At 67.5% G+C, this 12,983-nt stretch carries 16 protein-coding genes; 11 read left to right on the top strand and 5 right to left on the bottom strand.

What is annotated here, in order from left to right; translation table 11 throughout:
- The first annotated feature begins 72 nt into the window (after window positions 1-72).
- From P7L68_RS11845 to P7L68_RS11810, 8 genes are all read left to right on the top strand, one after another.
- Complete coding sequence (locus tag P7L68_RS11845; protein ID WP_372005544.1) at window positions 73-480, top strand: dihydroneopterin aldolase; 408 nt, start codon at window positions 73-75, stop codon at window positions 478-480.
- Window positions 481-864: 384 nt separating this feature from the next.
- Window positions 865-3,258, top strand: coding sequence for an excinuclease ABC subunit UvrC (gene uvrC / locus P7L68_RS11840; protein ID WP_372005541.1), 2,394 nt, complete (start codon window positions 865-867; stop codon window positions 3,256-3,258).
- 75 nt (window positions 3,259-3,333) lie between these two features.
- Window positions 3,334-3,885 carry a CDP-diacylglycerol--glycerol-3-phosphate 3-phosphatidyltransferase gene (gene pgsA / locus P7L68_RS11835; RefSeq protein WP_372005538.1) on the top strand — a complete coding sequence of 184 codons (552 nt, stop codon included), beginning with the start codon at window positions 3,334-3,336 and terminating at the stop codon, window positions 3,883-3,885.
- Between the two features lie 14 nt (window positions 3,886-3,899).
- A complete protein-coding gene (gene moaE, locus P7L68_RS11830) occupies window positions 3,900-4,658 on the top strand; it encodes a molybdopterin synthase catalytic subunit MoaE (protein ID WP_372005534.1) in 759 nt (252 codons plus the stop codon).
- A gap of 130 nt (window positions 4,659-4,788) precedes the next feature.
- The gene (locus P7L68_RS11825; RefSeq protein ID WP_372005532.1) at window positions 4,789-5,295 is read left to right on the top strand and encodes an EF-hand domain-containing protein; all 507 of its coding nucleotides are present in this window, start codon (window positions 4,789-4,791) and stop codon (window positions 5,293-5,295) included.
- A 2-nt stretch (window positions 5,296-5,297) separates the two neighbouring features.
- Entirely contained in the window at window positions 5,298-5,900 is a 603-nt protein-coding gene (locus P7L68_RS11820; protein ID WP_372006826.1) for a sigma-70 family RNA polymerase sigma factor, read from the top strand.
- Window positions 5,900-6,460 (top strand): hypothetical protein, encoded by a 561-nt coding sequence (locus tag P7L68_RS11815; protein ID WP_372005529.1) that lies wholly within the window; start codon window positions 5,900-5,902, stop codon window positions 6,458-6,460. The genes P7L68_RS11820 and P7L68_RS11815 overlap by 1 nt, the downstream gene beginning before the upstream one ends.
- Entirely contained in the window at window positions 6,457-6,858 is a 402-nt protein-coding gene (locus P7L68_RS11810) for a periplasmic heavy metal sensor (protein ID WP_372005527.1), read from the top strand. The genes P7L68_RS11815 and P7L68_RS11810 overlap by 4 nt, the downstream gene beginning before the upstream one ends.
- A gap of 148 nt (window positions 6,859-7,006) precedes the next feature.
- On the opposite strand, the gene P7L68_RS11805 is transcribed toward P7L68_RS11810, so the two are convergent.
- The gene (locus P7L68_RS11805) at window positions 7,007-7,912 is read right to left on the bottom strand and encodes a branched-chain amino acid aminotransferase (RefSeq protein WP_372005526.1); all 906 of its coding nucleotides are present in this window, start codon (window positions 7,910-7,912) and stop codon (window positions 7,007-7,009) included.
- A gap of 85 nt (window positions 7,913-7,997) precedes the next feature.
- On the opposite strand from P7L68_RS11805, the gene P7L68_RS11800 reads away from it, so the two are divergent.
- Genes P7L68_RS11800 through P7L68_RS11790 form a run of 3 tightly spaced genes read left to right on the top strand, consistent with a single transcriptional unit; the run spans window position 7,998 to window position 10,664 of the window.
- The gene (locus tag P7L68_RS11800; RefSeq protein WP_014747739.1) at window positions 7,998-8,480 is read left to right on the top strand and encodes a MarR family winged helix-turn-helix transcriptional regulator; all 483 of its coding nucleotides are present in this window, start codon (window positions 7,998-8,000) and stop codon (window positions 8,478-8,480) included.
- Window positions 8,481-8,536: 56 nt separating this feature from the next.
- Window positions 8,537-9,283: a response regulator gene (locus P7L68_RS11795; protein WP_372006825.1), complete on the top strand. Its 747-nt coding sequence runs from the start codon at window positions 8,537-8,539 to the stop codon at window positions 9,281-9,283.
- Between the two features lie 19 nt (window positions 9,284-9,302).
- Window positions 9,303-10,664, top strand: a complete 1,362-nt coding sequence (locus tag P7L68_RS11790) for an ATP-binding protein (protein WP_372005525.1) — start codon at window positions 9,303-9,305, stop codon at window positions 10,662-10,664.
- A gap of 21 nt (window positions 10,665-10,685) precedes the next feature.
- Here the strand turns inward: P7L68_RS11790 and P7L68_RS11785 are convergent, their stop codons facing one another.
- The 4 genes from P7L68_RS11785 to P7L68_RS11770 all read right to left on the bottom strand — a co-directional run bounded on the left by P7L68_RS11785 (window position 10,686) and on the right by P7L68_RS11770 (window position 12,962).
- Window positions 10,686-11,066: a hypothetical protein gene (locus P7L68_RS11785; protein WP_372005523.1), complete on the bottom strand. Its 381-nt coding sequence runs from the start codon at window positions 11,064-11,066 to the stop codon at window positions 10,686-10,688.
- A 123-nt stretch (window positions 11,067-11,189) separates the two neighbouring features.
- Window positions 11,190-11,960: a GGDEF domain-containing protein gene (locus P7L68_RS11780; RefSeq protein ID WP_372005521.1), complete on the bottom strand. Its 771-nt coding sequence runs from the start codon at window positions 11,958-11,960 to the stop codon at window positions 11,190-11,192.
- An 81-nt stretch (window positions 11,961-12,041) separates the two neighbouring features.
- Window positions 12,042-12,398 (bottom strand): tRNA-binding protein, encoded by a 357-nt coding sequence (locus tag P7L68_RS11775; RefSeq protein ID WP_372005520.1) that lies wholly within the window; start codon window positions 12,396-12,398, stop codon window positions 12,042-12,044.
- Between the two features lie 138 nt (window positions 12,399-12,536).
- Window positions 12,537-12,962: a phasin family protein gene (locus tag P7L68_RS11770; RefSeq protein WP_014747745.1), complete on the bottom strand. Its 426-nt coding sequence runs from the start codon at window positions 12,960-12,962 to the stop codon at window positions 12,537-12,539.
- Between the last annotated feature and the right edge of the window lie 21 nt (window positions 12,963-12,983).

The raw sequence follows: 12,983 nt of genomic DNA, 5'->3' as shown, positions 1-12,983 counted from the left end.
GCCTGCGATCTGATGCTGCCCGTGATCCGGCCCTGCCCGCGATCCGATGCCGCCCCCATCCGGGAGAGCCCCTTGACCGATCCGATCCAATTGCGCGCCGTTCCTCAGCCGGACCACCGGCCGTCGCGGCGCCGCCTGTTCATCCGCGATCTGGTGATCGCCTGCGATATCGGTGTCCATGCGCATGAACATGGTCAACCGCAGCGGGTGGCGTTCAACATCGACCTCACGCTGCGCGACGATGGCCCGCCGGCGGCGGATGATCTGTCCTGTGTGTTGTCCTATGAGGATCTGGTCGTGGGCATCCGGGCCCTTGCCGGCAGCGGGCACGTCAATCTGGTTGAGACCCTCGCCGAACGCGTGGCTGCCCTGTGTTTTTCGGACGATCGCGTGCTTGTCGCGCGAATCCGCATCGAGAAGCTCGACGTGTTCCACGATGCCGCCGGCGTCGGCGTGGAAATCGAGCGTATGCGCGCCTGAGCGCTGGCGGAACGAGCTTGCGCAAGCAGATGTTTCCCCATGCCGAATCGTTCGGCGTGAATGCTTTTGTATGCCTTCTCTTCCCCTGAACGGGTCGGGAACGCCATGCAGCCGGTGCAACACCAGCTTTTTTTTACACAGGGGCCCCACAATAAAGCGCTTGACAGCGAATCGGCGGGCTAAGCCCTTGATGGTACGTGGCTGGCAGCCCATTTTGACAAAAAGAACAGAAAATCAAGGACTTAACATTTGCCTATTTTTTGGGCAAAGCGATGGAAAACCAAGCGGACAGCCCCGTCGCACCGGCCCTCAACACGATATACACATGGTTATCCACAGTTTCCGTGGATATGTTGACGATCAGATGACGCTTGTGAGACGGACATGACCGAGCGGCCCGAAGATATCCACCGCCCTGCTGCCGAAGCGGAGGCTGAAGCCGCCGCTGCCGACACCCCGCAGGCGGAGAGCGGGGTTGAGGACATCGTCTGGGAAGGCGATGCGGCCGCCCTCGACACGCCGGCCCTCACCCGCCTTCTGACCCGCCGCGCCGCAGCGCCCGAAGATGCGGCAAAGCCCGCGGCCGAAGACGGCGCGGATGATGCGGAAGACGGCGACGACGGAGACGACGGGGACGCCGACGATGCTGCCGGCGCCCCGTCCGAGGATGTGCTGGTGGATGATGCCTCGTCCGGCCGCCCGCAGCGCAGCCGCCGGCCGCGCCATGAACAGGGCGATCCGGGCTGGGTGCGTCTCGAAGCGGGCGACGAGGCATCCGCCGGAGAGGACACCGACGGCGATGCGGATGAGCCGCAGGCCACAGAGGACGATGCGGGCCCGGCCCCTGCGCCCCTTGAAGGCTCGGCGGAGGCCTCAGCGACAGCCCGCCCCCTCTCCCGCCACCCGCAGCTGCGTACTGGCCGCGGGGCCATCCTGGCGGCGCTGAAGACCATGCCTGATGGTCCGGGGGTGTATCGCATGCTCGACGGCCATGGCGACGTGCTCTATGTCGGCAAGGCCAAGCATCTTAAGCGCCGGGTGGCGAGCTATACCCGGGTCAATCAGCTTCAACCGCGGCTGATGCGGATGGTGGCCGAGACCCGGACCATGGAGATCGTCACCACCGCCTCGGAGGCCGAGGCGCTGCTGCTGGAAGCCAATCTGATCAAGCGTCTGCGCCCGCGGTTCAACGTGCTGCTGCGCGACGACAAGAGCTTCCCCTATATCCTGATCACCGGCGACCACGATTTTCCGCAAATCCTGAAACATCGCGGCGCCCGCAACCGCAAGGGCGAGTATTTCGGCCCCTTCGCCAGCGCCGGCGCAGTCAACGAAACCCTGGCGGTGCTGGAGAAGGCGTTCCTGCTGCGCAACTGCTCGGATTCGGTGTTCGAAGGCCGCAGCCGGCCGTGCCTGCAATATCAGATCAAACGCTGCAGCGCGCCCTGCTGTGCCTATGTCGACCGCGAGAGCTATGGCCGTCTGGTGGCCGAAGCCCGCGACTTCCTGCGCGGCCGCTCGGCCGGTGTTCGCCAGGCGATGCAGGACCGCATGGCCGAGGCGGCGAATGATCTCGATTTCGAAACCGCCGCGGTCTATCGCGACCGGATCAAGGCGCTCGCCCGCGTCACCGCCACCCAGGGGATCAATTTCCAGGGGCTGGAAGATGTGGATGTGGTGGCGATCGCCGAAGACGGCGGCCAGACCTGCATCCAGGTCTTCTTCTTCCGCGGCGGCCAGAACTACGGCAACCGGGCCTATTTCCCGGCCAACGAGGCCGGCAGCAGTGCGGCCGAGGTGCTCTCGGCCTTTCTCGGCCAGTTCTATGCCGACAAACTGCCACCGCGGGAGGTGGTGCTGGACCGCGAGCCCGACGAGGCCGATCTGGTCGCCCAGGCGCTGTCGGTGCGGGCCGGCCACAAGGTACGGCTGACCGTGCCGCGGCGCGGCGACAAGCTGCAGGCGGTGACCCATGCCGCCACCAATGCCCGCGAGGCGCTGGGCCGCAAGCTGGCCGAAACATCTAGCCAGAAGCGGCTGCTGGAGGGTGCGCGCACGGTTTTCGGCCTGGAGCGGGCACCGCAGCGGATCGAGGTCTACGACAACGCCCATATCTCGGGCACACATGCCGTCTGCGGCATGATCGTCGCCGGCCCCGAAGGCTTCGACCGCAGGTCCTATCGCAGCTTCACCATCCGCGATATCGACCCGGCCAAAGCCGGCGGCGACGACTATGCCATGATGCGCGAGGTGATGCGCCGTCGCTTCGGCCGGCTGGCCCGCGAGCTGGAAGAGGCCGGGGGCGAGACCGACCGCGTCGCCGGCTGGCCCGATCTGGTGCTGCTCGACGGCGGCGAAGGCCAGTTGCAGACCGGCACCGAAGAGCTGGAGGCGGCGGGGTTGACCGGACGGATCATGGTCGCCGCCATCGCCAAGGGCCCCGACCGCGATGCCGGGCGCGAACGCTTTTTCCTGCCCGGCCGCGCGCCCTTCCGCCTGCCCGAGCGCGACCCGGTGCTGTATTTCCTGCAGCGCCTGCGCGACGAGGCGCACCGGTTCGCCGGCGGCCAGCATCGCGCGAGGCGCAGCCGCGCCATCGGCACCTCGGCCCTGGACGAGATCCCCGGTATCGGGCCGAAGCGCAAGAAGGCCCTGCTGCACCATTTCGGCTCCGCCAAGGCGGTGGGGGCGGCAAGCCTGGCCGACATCGCCCGGGTGGAGGGCATCTCGACCGCCGTCGCCCGCCAGATCTACGGCTTCTTCCATCCCGACGGCTGATGATCTCCCCCGAAGGCTGACGGAAACGGCCCGCTTCCTGTAGACTGTCCCGCGACCCCAATCGCGACGGATCCCATGCGCCAGAGCCTGCCCAATCTCCTCACCCTGTCGCGGATCGTGGTGATCCCGTTCTTCATCGCGGGGTTCACGCTCGATCCGGTGGCCGGCGCCTGGGTCACCTTCGGCCTGTTCGCCGCGGCGTCCGTCACCGACTGGTTCGACGGCTGGCTGGCGCGGCGCTGGGGCGTGGTCTCGGCGGTCGGCCGGTTCCTGGACCCGATCGCCGACAAGCTGCTGGTCACCGCTGCCCTGCTGATGCTGGTTGCCGACGGCCGCGCCCATCCCCTGCCCGCGCTGATCATCCTCTGCCGCGAGATCCTGATTTCCGGGCTGCGGGAACATCTGGCCAGCGACCGCGTCTCGGTGCCGGTCTCGAAACTCGCCAAGTGGAAGACCACGGTGCAGATGGTCGCGATCGCCACCCTGCTGCTGCTGCCGGCGCTGGGTGCCTGGGCCTGGTGGGCGGGCGAGATCCTGCTCTGGCTTGCGGCGGCGCTGACGGTGGTGACCGGCTGGAGCTATATGCAGGGCGGCATGCGCCATCTTCTTGCCGCCGACCGACGCTGACGGAGACGCTCCCCATGCCCCTGCAGATCCTTTATTTCGCCTGGATGCGCGCCCGGATCGGTCGCGGCGAGGAAGAGATCGTCTGGACGCCGGCTCTGTCGACCGTGGGCGCCCTGCTGGACCACCTGGCGGGGGTAAGCCCCGCCCATGCCCAGGCGCTCGCCGACCGGTCGGCGGTGCGGGTGGCGGTGAACCAGGATTATGCCGGCCCAGATGCCGCGGTGCATGACGGCGACGAGATCGCGATTTTCCCGCCGGTGACCGGCGGATCGGGGGCGGAGGCCCCTGGCTGCACGATCGATATCCGGGTCCAGACGGCGGATTTCGATGTCGGCGCCGAATATGCCGCGGCCGCGGACGGCCACGCCACGGGCGGCGTCGCGCTGTTCGTGGGCCAGGTGCGCGGCCGGGACGGCGCCGACGAGGTGGCGGCCATGACCCTGGAGCACTATCCCGGCATGACCGAGCGCGAGATCGACCGCATCGCGCGGGAGGCCGCCGAGCGCTGGCCGCTTCAGGCCATCCGCATCATCCACCGCGTCGGCCGGTTGATGCCGGGGGAACGGATCGTGCTGGTGATCGCGGCTTCCGCCCATCGGGCGGCCGCCTTCGATGCCTGCGCCTTTCTGATCGACTGGTTGAAGACCCGGGCGCCGTTCTGGAAACTGGAAGAAACACCGGATGGGGAACGATGGGTGGCCGCGAAGTCGAGCGACGACGACGCCGCCCTCAGATGGCAGACGCCTTCGGGCGGAAAACGGGGAGCCGCGTAGGGAAGCGGCGGCGCGCGCGTGAAAGCTGCAGGAACGGGGCAGGACGACGCCCGGTTCTTCCAACGGTTCGAACCGCCGCTCTCTTATGCTCCCCCCACCATCCATGGTGGCTCCCAAGGAGACCCGATCCATGACCCGCAACAGCTTCCGCAGGACTGCCCTCGCCGCCGGCTTCGCCACTCTTCTGGCACTGCCTGGCCTCGCCATCGCTGCCGGGCCCGGTAATCAGGGCCCGAACGCCGACGGCATGACGCTGGAACAGATGCAGGCGCGCACCGCCGAACGCTTCCAGAAGCTCGACACCAACCAGGACGGCCGCGTCAGCCGCGACGAGATGAAGGCCGGGCGCGCGATGATGCACGACGGCAAGGCCGGCGACGGCATGCCCGGCTGGGGCCACAAGGGCCCGCGCGGCGACCATATGGCGCGCATGGCCGACACCAATGGCGACGGCGTCATCTCGCGCGATGAATTCATGGCCGGCGCCGACAAGATGTTTGCCCGCCTGGATGCCGATGGCGACGGCCAGATCACCAAGGCGGAACGCGAAACCGCCCGCGAGCGGATGCGCGACTACATGCGCAATAACGGCCCGGCCGCCGACAAGCCGGCCGATGCGCCGAAGACCGGCGGGTGATCATGGTCGCATCCTCGTCGGATACCGGGGCCGCCGGGCGGCCACATGACGAGGATGACCTCCTGCTGGCCCGCGTGGCCGCGGGTGATGCCGCCGCTTTCGGGCGGCTGGTGGACCGCCATGGCGAGCGTGCGCTCGCCGTGGCGACCCGCATGCTCGGCAGCCGTGCCGACGCCGAAGATGCCGTTCAGGATGTCTTCACCCGCCTCTGGGCGGGGGCGGCGGCGCGGTGGCGACCGGGCGGCGCGCGCTTCGGTACCTGGCTCTGGCGGGCGGTGGCCAATCGCTGCCTGGACCAGTTGCGCCGGCCGCGCATGGGTGAACTCACCGATGCCATCGACCCGCCCGACCCTGCCCCCGGCGCGCTGGAGCGCCTGGAGCGGGACCGGGTGCTCCGCCAGGTGACCGATGCGATCGAAACCCTGCCCGAACGCCAGCGCATGGCGATTGCCCTGGTTTACGACGCCGGGTTGAGCGGCGCGGAGGCCGCGGAGGCGATGGGGGTCAGCGCCGGTGCGATGGAACAGCTTCTGGTCAGGGCCCGGCGCAGCCTGCGCACCGGGCTCAGACCCCTGATGGACGAGGAAGACGAGGGAGGCGCGTGATGGATATCGACGGCTTCCGGGCGTTGCTGGACGCCCATGGCGGCGATCCGGCGCGCTGGCCCGAAACCGCCCGCGACGACGCCCTGGTGCTGCTGGCGACCGAGCCGGCCGCCCGCGCGGTGCTGGACGAGGCCCGCCGGCTGGACAGCCTGATCCGCGCCGCCGCACCGGGCAGCGGAGGCGGCGGTGCCGGGCGTGATGCGACAGCCCGCGATACCGCATTTCTCGACCGGCTGAAGGCGATCCCGGCCGCCCGGCCCCAGATCACCGTAATCGAAGGCGGCCGGGGCGCGCCGACATCTCAGCCGCAGCCGCCGAAGATCGCGACGCCCCTCGGAGCCACGCGCCCGGCCGCATCGCGCGCCTCCCGGGGCAGCGGGCACAGCCCCGCCTTCGTCGCCCGGCTGGGCGGTGCCGTCGCCGCGGCGGCCCTGGTGATGGGGCTGCTGATCGGCGGCAATGGCTGGGTCGCGGCCCCGGCGCTGGCGCTGGACGGCGCCGACATCGATCTTGCCGCCGTGCTCTATGGCGAACAGGGCAGCCTGGAGGAGGCGCCATGACGTTGACCGGACGCCGGGCCCGCTGGGTGGTGAGCGCGTTGATCGCCAGCCTGGCGCTGAACCTGTTCGTGGCCGGCATCTTCCTGTCGGGCGTGCTGATGCGGCCCGGCGGACACGACCGCGGCATCCATCGCCTGCTCCACGACATGCCCGAGCCGCAGCGCGATGCCGTGAAGACGGCCTTCGAGGCCCGCAGGCCCGAGCTTCGGCAGCGGCTCATGGCCCTCAAGGATGCGCGCGGCGAGCTGAAGGCCGTGATCCGCGCCACCCCGATGGCGAGCCCCGAGGCCTTGGAAGACGCCCTTGCCCGCGTCGCCGCCCGCGATCGCGAGATGCAGGACCTCACCTCGGAACTGGTGGTTGAAGGCTGGCGCCGCGCCGCTTCCGCGCCACGCTGATCGCCGGCCACGACCTCCCTGATCGACCGACCTTCCATACAACGAAGCGCGCCCGCTCCGGTTCCCCGGGGCGGGCGCGCTTCGTCGTTTCAGGCGCGGTTCCGTCAGGCGGTGCCGTCAGGCGGGGGAGGACAGGACCGGAGAACGATCACTCCGCCGCTGCGGCGCGGGCCGCACGGCCCTCGGCACGCACCAGGTCGGAATAGGCGTGCAGCAGGGTCGAGCAGGCCTCGGCCGGCTTGAAGTTGTAGTCGCCGATCTGCCGGACCGGGGTGACTTCAGCGGCCGAACCGGTGAGGAAGCACTCGTCGAACTCTGCCATCTCTTCCGGACGGATATGGCGCTCGACGATGGTGTAGCCCGCCTCGCGCGCCAGGCCCATCACCGTGCGGCGGGTGATGCCGTCCAGGAAGCAGTCCGGGGTCGGAGTGTGCAGTTCCTTGCCGCGGCCGAAGAAGATGTTCGCACCGGTCGCCTCGGCGACATAGCCGCGATAGTCGAGCATCAGCGCGTCGTCGAAGCCGCGACCATCCGCCTCGCGGCGGCTCATGGTGCAGATCATGTAGAGGCCGGCGGCCTTGCTCTCGGTCGGCGCCGTGTCGGGCGCCGGGCGCTTCCAGCGCGAGATCTCCAGCCGGATGCCCTTCAGCTTCTCTTCGGGAGAGAAGTAGGACGGCCATTCCCAGCAGGCGATGGCCATATGGACCTTCGAGCCGCGGGTATAGACGCCCATCTGCTCGCTGCCCAGCCACGCCACCGGGCGGACATAGGCATCCGAGAGGCCGTTCGCTGCCAGAAGTTCCGCGGTTGCGGCATTCACTTCGGCTGGCGTATAGGGCAGTTCGAAGCCGAGCAGTTGTGCCGAACGGGCAAGCCGCTCAGAATGCTCGTTGAGCTTGAAAACCACACCGTCATACGCCCTCTGGCCTTCAAACACGCAGCTCGCATAGTGAAGGCCGTGGTTGAGCACGTGGATGCGTGCCTCGCGCCACGGGGTGAGCTTGCCGTCGAACCAGACCCAGCCGTCGCGGTCGTCGAAGGGGATGAGTGCCATTGTCGCGCGCCTTGGCTAATTTGCGAACAAAAACTGGATGGGATGAGTAACATTCCGTTCCAACTATGTCAACATGGCTGCCGTAATGTCCAATCCGAACGCTAATCCGAATCCGCTCTTCCTCCGCGAGGAGGAGCTGAACCAGGGCATCGAACTGCTGTTCTACGGCTATCGCGACTTCACCGCCGAGCCGGATCGCATCCTGGAAAAGCATGGCCTGGGCCGCGCGCATCACCGGGCGATCTACTTCGTGGGTCGCAATCCCGGGACGACCATTACAGAATTGTTGCGGATCCTGCGCATCACCAAGCAATCTCTGAGCCGGGTTCTGAAACAGCTGATCGATCAGGGACTGATCGATCAGCAATCCGGCCTCCGCGATCGTCGGCAGAGACTTTTGTATCTGACCGAGACCGGCAAGGCGCTGGAACGCGAACTCTCGGGAAATCAGCGCAAGCGTATGGCCCGTGCCTATCGTGAGGCCGGGGCCGAAGCGGTCGAAGGGTTTCGCAAGGTGATGCTGGGCGTGATGGACGATCCCGAGCGCGACGGGTTCAACCGTCCATGAGCGGACAGAACAGTCAGGACAAGCTGCCGGAGGTCTGCGGCGCCGGATCGTCTGCCATGCAGCCGGCGCAGGGCGTGGCCACGCCACCCGACCCCGATGCCCCCCATATCCTGGTGGTGGATGATGACCGCCGGCTGTGTGGGCTCATCGCCCGGTTGCTGCGGGAGAGCGGCTTCATGGTCTCAACCGCCCATGACGCCGCCGAGGCGCGGGCCAAGCTTGCCATGCTCACGGTCGATCTGCTGGTGCTCGACGTGATGATGCCGGGCGAAAGCGGGCTGGACCTCACCCAGGCGTTGCGCCGCGACGGCGACCTGCCGATCCTGCTGCTGACCGCCATGGACGGGGCGGAAGACCGGATCGCCGGGCTGGAGACCGGGGCCGACGACTATCTGACCAAGCCCTTCGAGCCGCGCGAGCTGCTGGCCCGGGTGAAATCGATCCTCCGGCGTTCGGTACCACGCGCGGCCGCGGCGGCACCGGCCTTCGCCGGCGGGCTTCAGGGGGTGACGCTGCGCTTCGGCCCCTGGACTTTCGATCTGGGCCGCCAGGAACTGCGCCGCAATGGAGAGATCGTGCATCTGACCCAGGGCGAGGCCACCCTTCTGGGCGTGCTTGCGGCCGCCCCCAACCGCCCGATCAGCCGCGATGAACTGGCCGATCGGGCGCAGATCCGCGGCGGCGACCGGGCGGTGGACGTGCAGATCGTCCGGCTGCGCCGCAAGATCGAAGACGACCCGCGCAATCCGCGCCATATCCACACCCTGCGCGGCGCCGGCTATGCGCTGCGCACCGACGGCTGATCCGCCCCGGAGACCCTGCGTGACCCCTGTCGACCGCATCCTGAGGACCATATTGCCCCGCTCTCTCTACGGGCGGTCCTTTCTGATGATCGTGGCGCCGCTGGTGGTGCTGCTCGGCCTGTCGACCTATCTGTTTTACAATCGGCACTGGGACAATGTCACCCGGCACATGACACTGGCGGTGGCCGGCGACATCGCGCTGACGGTGGAGGTGCTGCGCAACTATCCCGAGGGCGAGGAACGCGATCGCCTGCTGCGGCTGATCCAGGTCTATACCGATATCCGCTTCGATTTCCGGCCGGGGGAAATCCTGCCCAATACCGGCCGGCGGACGGTGAACACCCTGCTGGAGCGGATGATGACCTCGGCGCTCGACAGCCGGGTCTACCGACCCTTCGTGCTGGATGCGGTGTCGGACGAGAACTGGGTGATCATCGACGTCCAGCTGCAGGACGGGGTTCTGGGGGTCAAAGTCCCCCGCAAGCGCGTGACCAGCGCCACGACCTACATCTTCATCATGTGGCTGATCGGCATTTCGCTGACCCTGATGATCGTGGCGATGATCTTCCTGCGCAACCAGATGCGATCCCTGCGCCGGCTGGCCACGGCGGCCGACAATCTGGGCAAGGGCCGCGATGATCTGGCCGGTTTCAAGCCCTCGGGCGCGACCGAGGTCCGGCAGGTTGCACATGCCTTCATCCGCATGCGCGATCGCATCCACCGGCAGGTGAATCAGCGCACCGAGATGCTGGCGGGGGTCAGCCATGATCTGCGCACCCCCCTCACCCGCATGAAGCTGCAACTGGCCCTGATGCCCCCGTCGCCCGATGTTGCCGAGCTTGAAGCCGACGTTGAGGAGATGACGCGGATGGTCGAAGGCTATCTCGCCTTTGCCCGCGGCGAGGGTGCCGAAGAGCCCGCAGTTCTGGCCGATCTGGCCCAGCTGGTACAGCAGGTGGTTTTCCGCGCCCGTGGCCTGTCGGAGACCCGGATCGACCTGAAGGGCGCCGATCACGCCATGGTCCTGGTCCGCACCCAGGCCTTCCGCCGCTGCCTGGGCAATGTGATCGACAACGCCATCCGTCATGCCGACCGGGTGGAGGTGACCATCCTGCCCGGGCGCCAGTCGATCCAGGTGTTGATCGACGATGACGGCCCGGGCATTCCGGCCGATCTGCGCGTCGAGGCCTTCCGCCCCTTCCGGCGGCTGGACGACACGGATCCCCCGGTCGACTCGGGAACCGGCCTTGCCTCGGGCATCACCGGTGTCGGCCTCGGCCTCGCCATTGCCCGCGACGTGATGCGTGGCCATGGCGGCGATATCCGGCTGGAAGGCAGCCCGCTCGGCGGGCTCAGGGTCGTGCTCGACCTGCCGGTCTGATCACATCCCCCTGATCGGTGGTCATTTCCGGACCCAGGTTTCGGTGCCCTTGGACCCGTTGTCCCTGTAGCGCCACCAGCGGGTGACGATCGACCCGTCGGGGCGGATAGTGCCGATCGAGATGCTGTTCTTGCCTTCGGCCATCGAGGCGAAGGAGAAGGTGTCACCGGTGACCTGGCCGACACCGGTATAGGCGCCGCCGTCATAGACGATCTCGTAGGCGCCCGACGGGGCCTTGGTCACGACCACCTCGCCAGCGCCGTCATAGGCGCTGCCGTCGGTGTCGGTGCCGGTATAGGTGTAGCGGCCGGCGATGGAGCTTTCGGCCCGGGCCGCGGAATACGGGCCGGATGCGGCAAGGGAAAGGGCGACCATCATGCCCAAGGCGAGGCTGCGAAGCATGGAAGACCTCGGATGCTGACAAGACCGGCTCTGCGGCCGACCGCAGGCAGTATCCGTTCGGCCCCGGGCCCCTGACGCAGACCGGCAGCCGCCCGGTAAACCATGGTTTATAGGCGGTAATGCTCAGCCGTACGCCGCCGTCTCGTCCTCGCGCACCACACGATCACGGCCGCTTTCCTTGGCGGTGTAGAGGCTGCGATCGGCCCGCAGCAATGCGTCCTCGAAATCATGGCCGGCACGGATCGAGGCGATGCCGATGCTCACCGTCACCGCGCTGCGCTCCAGCCCCGGGATCACCCGGGCGCAGTTGGCGACCCCGCGGCGGACGCGCTCGGCGATCTCGTCGGCCCGCCGCCCTTCGGCGCCGTGCAGCAGGACCGCGAATTCCTCGCCCCCCAGTCGGGCGGCGATGCCGGCCTCGCCGACCACCGTCCGGATGATCGCCCCCAGCTCCCTCAGCACCGCATCACCGGTGGCATGACCAAAGTCGTCGTTGACCGACTTGAAGTGGTCCACATCGATGAACAGGATCGCGCCCTGATCGCGTGACGCCACCTGTTCTGCCACCAGCCGCCGGGCCTCGGCAAAGAAAGTCCGGCGATTGAACAGGCCGGTCAGGTCATCGATCTTCGACAACCGGTCCAGTTCCAGCGCCATCTCGCGCAGTTTGACATTCTGTCCGATGAAGAAAAAACCAAGAGGATAGCCCACAATCAGAACGATGATCGTGGTCAGAAGAATATCCAGCGGCAGGCGATCGAATTCAAAATACCAGTAGAAAAAAGCCGTCAGCAGATCGGCACCGACCACTGCGACGCAGATCATCAGCGTCACCTGCCGGAAAACCGACATCGAACTCAGCTTATGGGTCCAGGACCCGGCCCTGATCTGCATGCACCGCTCCTTCCTCTCTTACCAGGAAATACACCGGGCAGAGCGACGGGAAAAGCGCGGAAAGGTGACGACGCGGCAGGTTCAACCCAGGCGGGCGCCGTCCGGGACGTCATGATCCGGCGCGATCAGGCTGATTCGCCCGTCGGCATCGGGGAAACCCAGCACCAGCACTTCAGACATGAAGCGGCCGATCTGCCGGGGCGGAAAGTTCACCACCGCGGCGACCTTGCGGCCCACCACCGTCTCCGGTGTGTAGAGATGGGTGATCTGGGCCGAACTCCGCTTCTCGCCGATCCCGGGGCCGAAATCGATCCACAGCTTGATCGCGGGCTTGCGGGCCTCGGGATAGGGCTCGGCGCGCCGCACGGTTCCGGCACGGATGTCGACCTTCAGAAAATCGTCGAAGCCGATCTGAGAGGCAGGGTTGGCATCGGTCATGGGGTCGGGACCTCGGCGGACATCGAAGATGTCGCCATCCTGCCCCGGAACGGCCGAAGGGCGCCACCCCCTTGCGGGAGCGGCGCCCTTCGGAACCTGTCAGCGATCAGACCGGGCGGCGATCAGCCCGGCGCCGGATCACTTCACGACGGCGAGGGTCTTGACCTCGTCGACGCTCTCGATGAAGCGCTTGTTGAGGACGTCGAACGCCTCACCCTGCGACTTCGTCGCCAGCTCGGTCAGCTCGCGGGCATTGGCAACCGCCTTCTCGACCGCGGCCTTCACGACCTCGGCCTGCTTCTCGGCCTTCGCCTCGACGGTGCCGGCGTTCATGACTTCCTGGGTCGCCTTCCACGCATCCTCGAACGAGGCGCGGGCGACTTCGGCCTGGCGCTTGGCCAGGGCCTGGAAGCCCTCGGCGATCAGCTTGTTCGCCTGGGCAACCGCTTCGTAGTTGCGGCGGGCGGTGCTCATCATCGCCTCGACGTCGACGGCGGGAACCGCCGGCATCTTGAACTCGCCGAACATCTTGGTGTAGTCGAGGGGATTGATCTTCTCGGCCATTTCAAAACCTCCGTTCGCCTT

This window comes from Tistrella mobilis, assembly GCF_041468085.1.
Lineage (GTDB): Bacteria > Pseudomonadota > Alphaproteobacteria > Tistrellales > Tistrellaceae > Tistrella > Tistrella mobilis_A.
This window is presented reverse-complemented; position numbering and strand designations above follow the sequence as displayed.

What these genes read in the sequence shown, in the direction of transcription:
- pgsA (WP_372005538.1), top strand. Translation starts at nt 3,334, where the DNA reads ATGCGCCAGAGCCTGCCCAATCTCCTCACCCTGTCGCGGATCGTGGTG.
- uvrC (WP_372005541.1), top strand. Translation starts at nt 865, where the DNA reads ATGACCGAGCGGCCCGAAGATATCCACCGCCCTGCTGCCGAAGCGGAG.
- P7L68_RS11785 (WP_372005523.1), bottom strand. Translation starts at nt 11,066, where the DNA reads ATGCTTCGCAGCCTCGCCTTGGGCATGATGGTCGCCCTTTCCCTTGCC.
- P7L68_RS11815 (WP_372005529.1), top strand. Translation starts at nt 5,900, where the DNA reads ATGGATATCGACGGCTTCCGGGCGTTGCTGGACGCCCATGGCGGCGAT.
- P7L68_RS11780 (WP_372005521.1), bottom strand. Translation starts at nt 11,960, where the DNA reads ATGCAGATCAGGGCCGGGTCCTGGACCCATAAGCTGAGTTCGATGTCG.
- P7L68_RS11805 (WP_372005526.1), bottom strand. Translation starts at nt 7,912, where the DNA reads ATGGCACTCATCCCCTTCGACGACCGCGACGGCTGGGTCTGGTTCGAC.
- P7L68_RS11795 (WP_372006825.1), top strand. Translation starts at nt 8,537, where the DNA reads ATGCAGCCGGCGCAGGGCGTGGCCACGCCACCCGACCCCGATGCCCCC.
- P7L68_RS11775 (WP_372005520.1), bottom strand. Translation starts at nt 12,398, where the DNA reads ATGACCGATGCCAACCCTGCCTCTCAGATCGGCTTCGACGATTTTCTG.
- P7L68_RS11800 (WP_014747739.1), top strand. Translation starts at nt 7,998, where the DNA reads ATGTCCAATCCGAACGCTAATCCGAATCCGCTCTTCCTCCGCGAGGAG.
- P7L68_RS11820 (WP_372006826.1), top strand. Translation starts at nt 5,298, where the DNA reads ATGGTCGCATCCTCGTCGGATACCGGGGCCGCCGGGCGGCCACATGAC.
- moaE (WP_372005534.1), top strand. Translation starts at nt 3,900, where the DNA reads ATGCCCCTGCAGATCCTTTATTTCGCCTGGATGCGCGCCCGGATCGGT.
- P7L68_RS11825 (WP_372005532.1), top strand. Translation starts at nt 4,789, where the DNA reads ATGACCCGCAACAGCTTCCGCAGGACTGCCCTCGCCGCCGGCTTCGCC.
- P7L68_RS11810 (WP_372005527.1), top strand. Translation starts at nt 6,457, where the DNA reads ATGACGTTGACCGGACGCCGGGCCCGCTGGGTGGTGAGCGCGTTGATC.
- P7L68_RS11770 (WP_014747745.1), bottom strand. Translation starts at nt 12,962, where the DNA reads ATGGCCGAGAAGATCAATCCCCTCGACTACACCAAGATGTTCGGCGAG.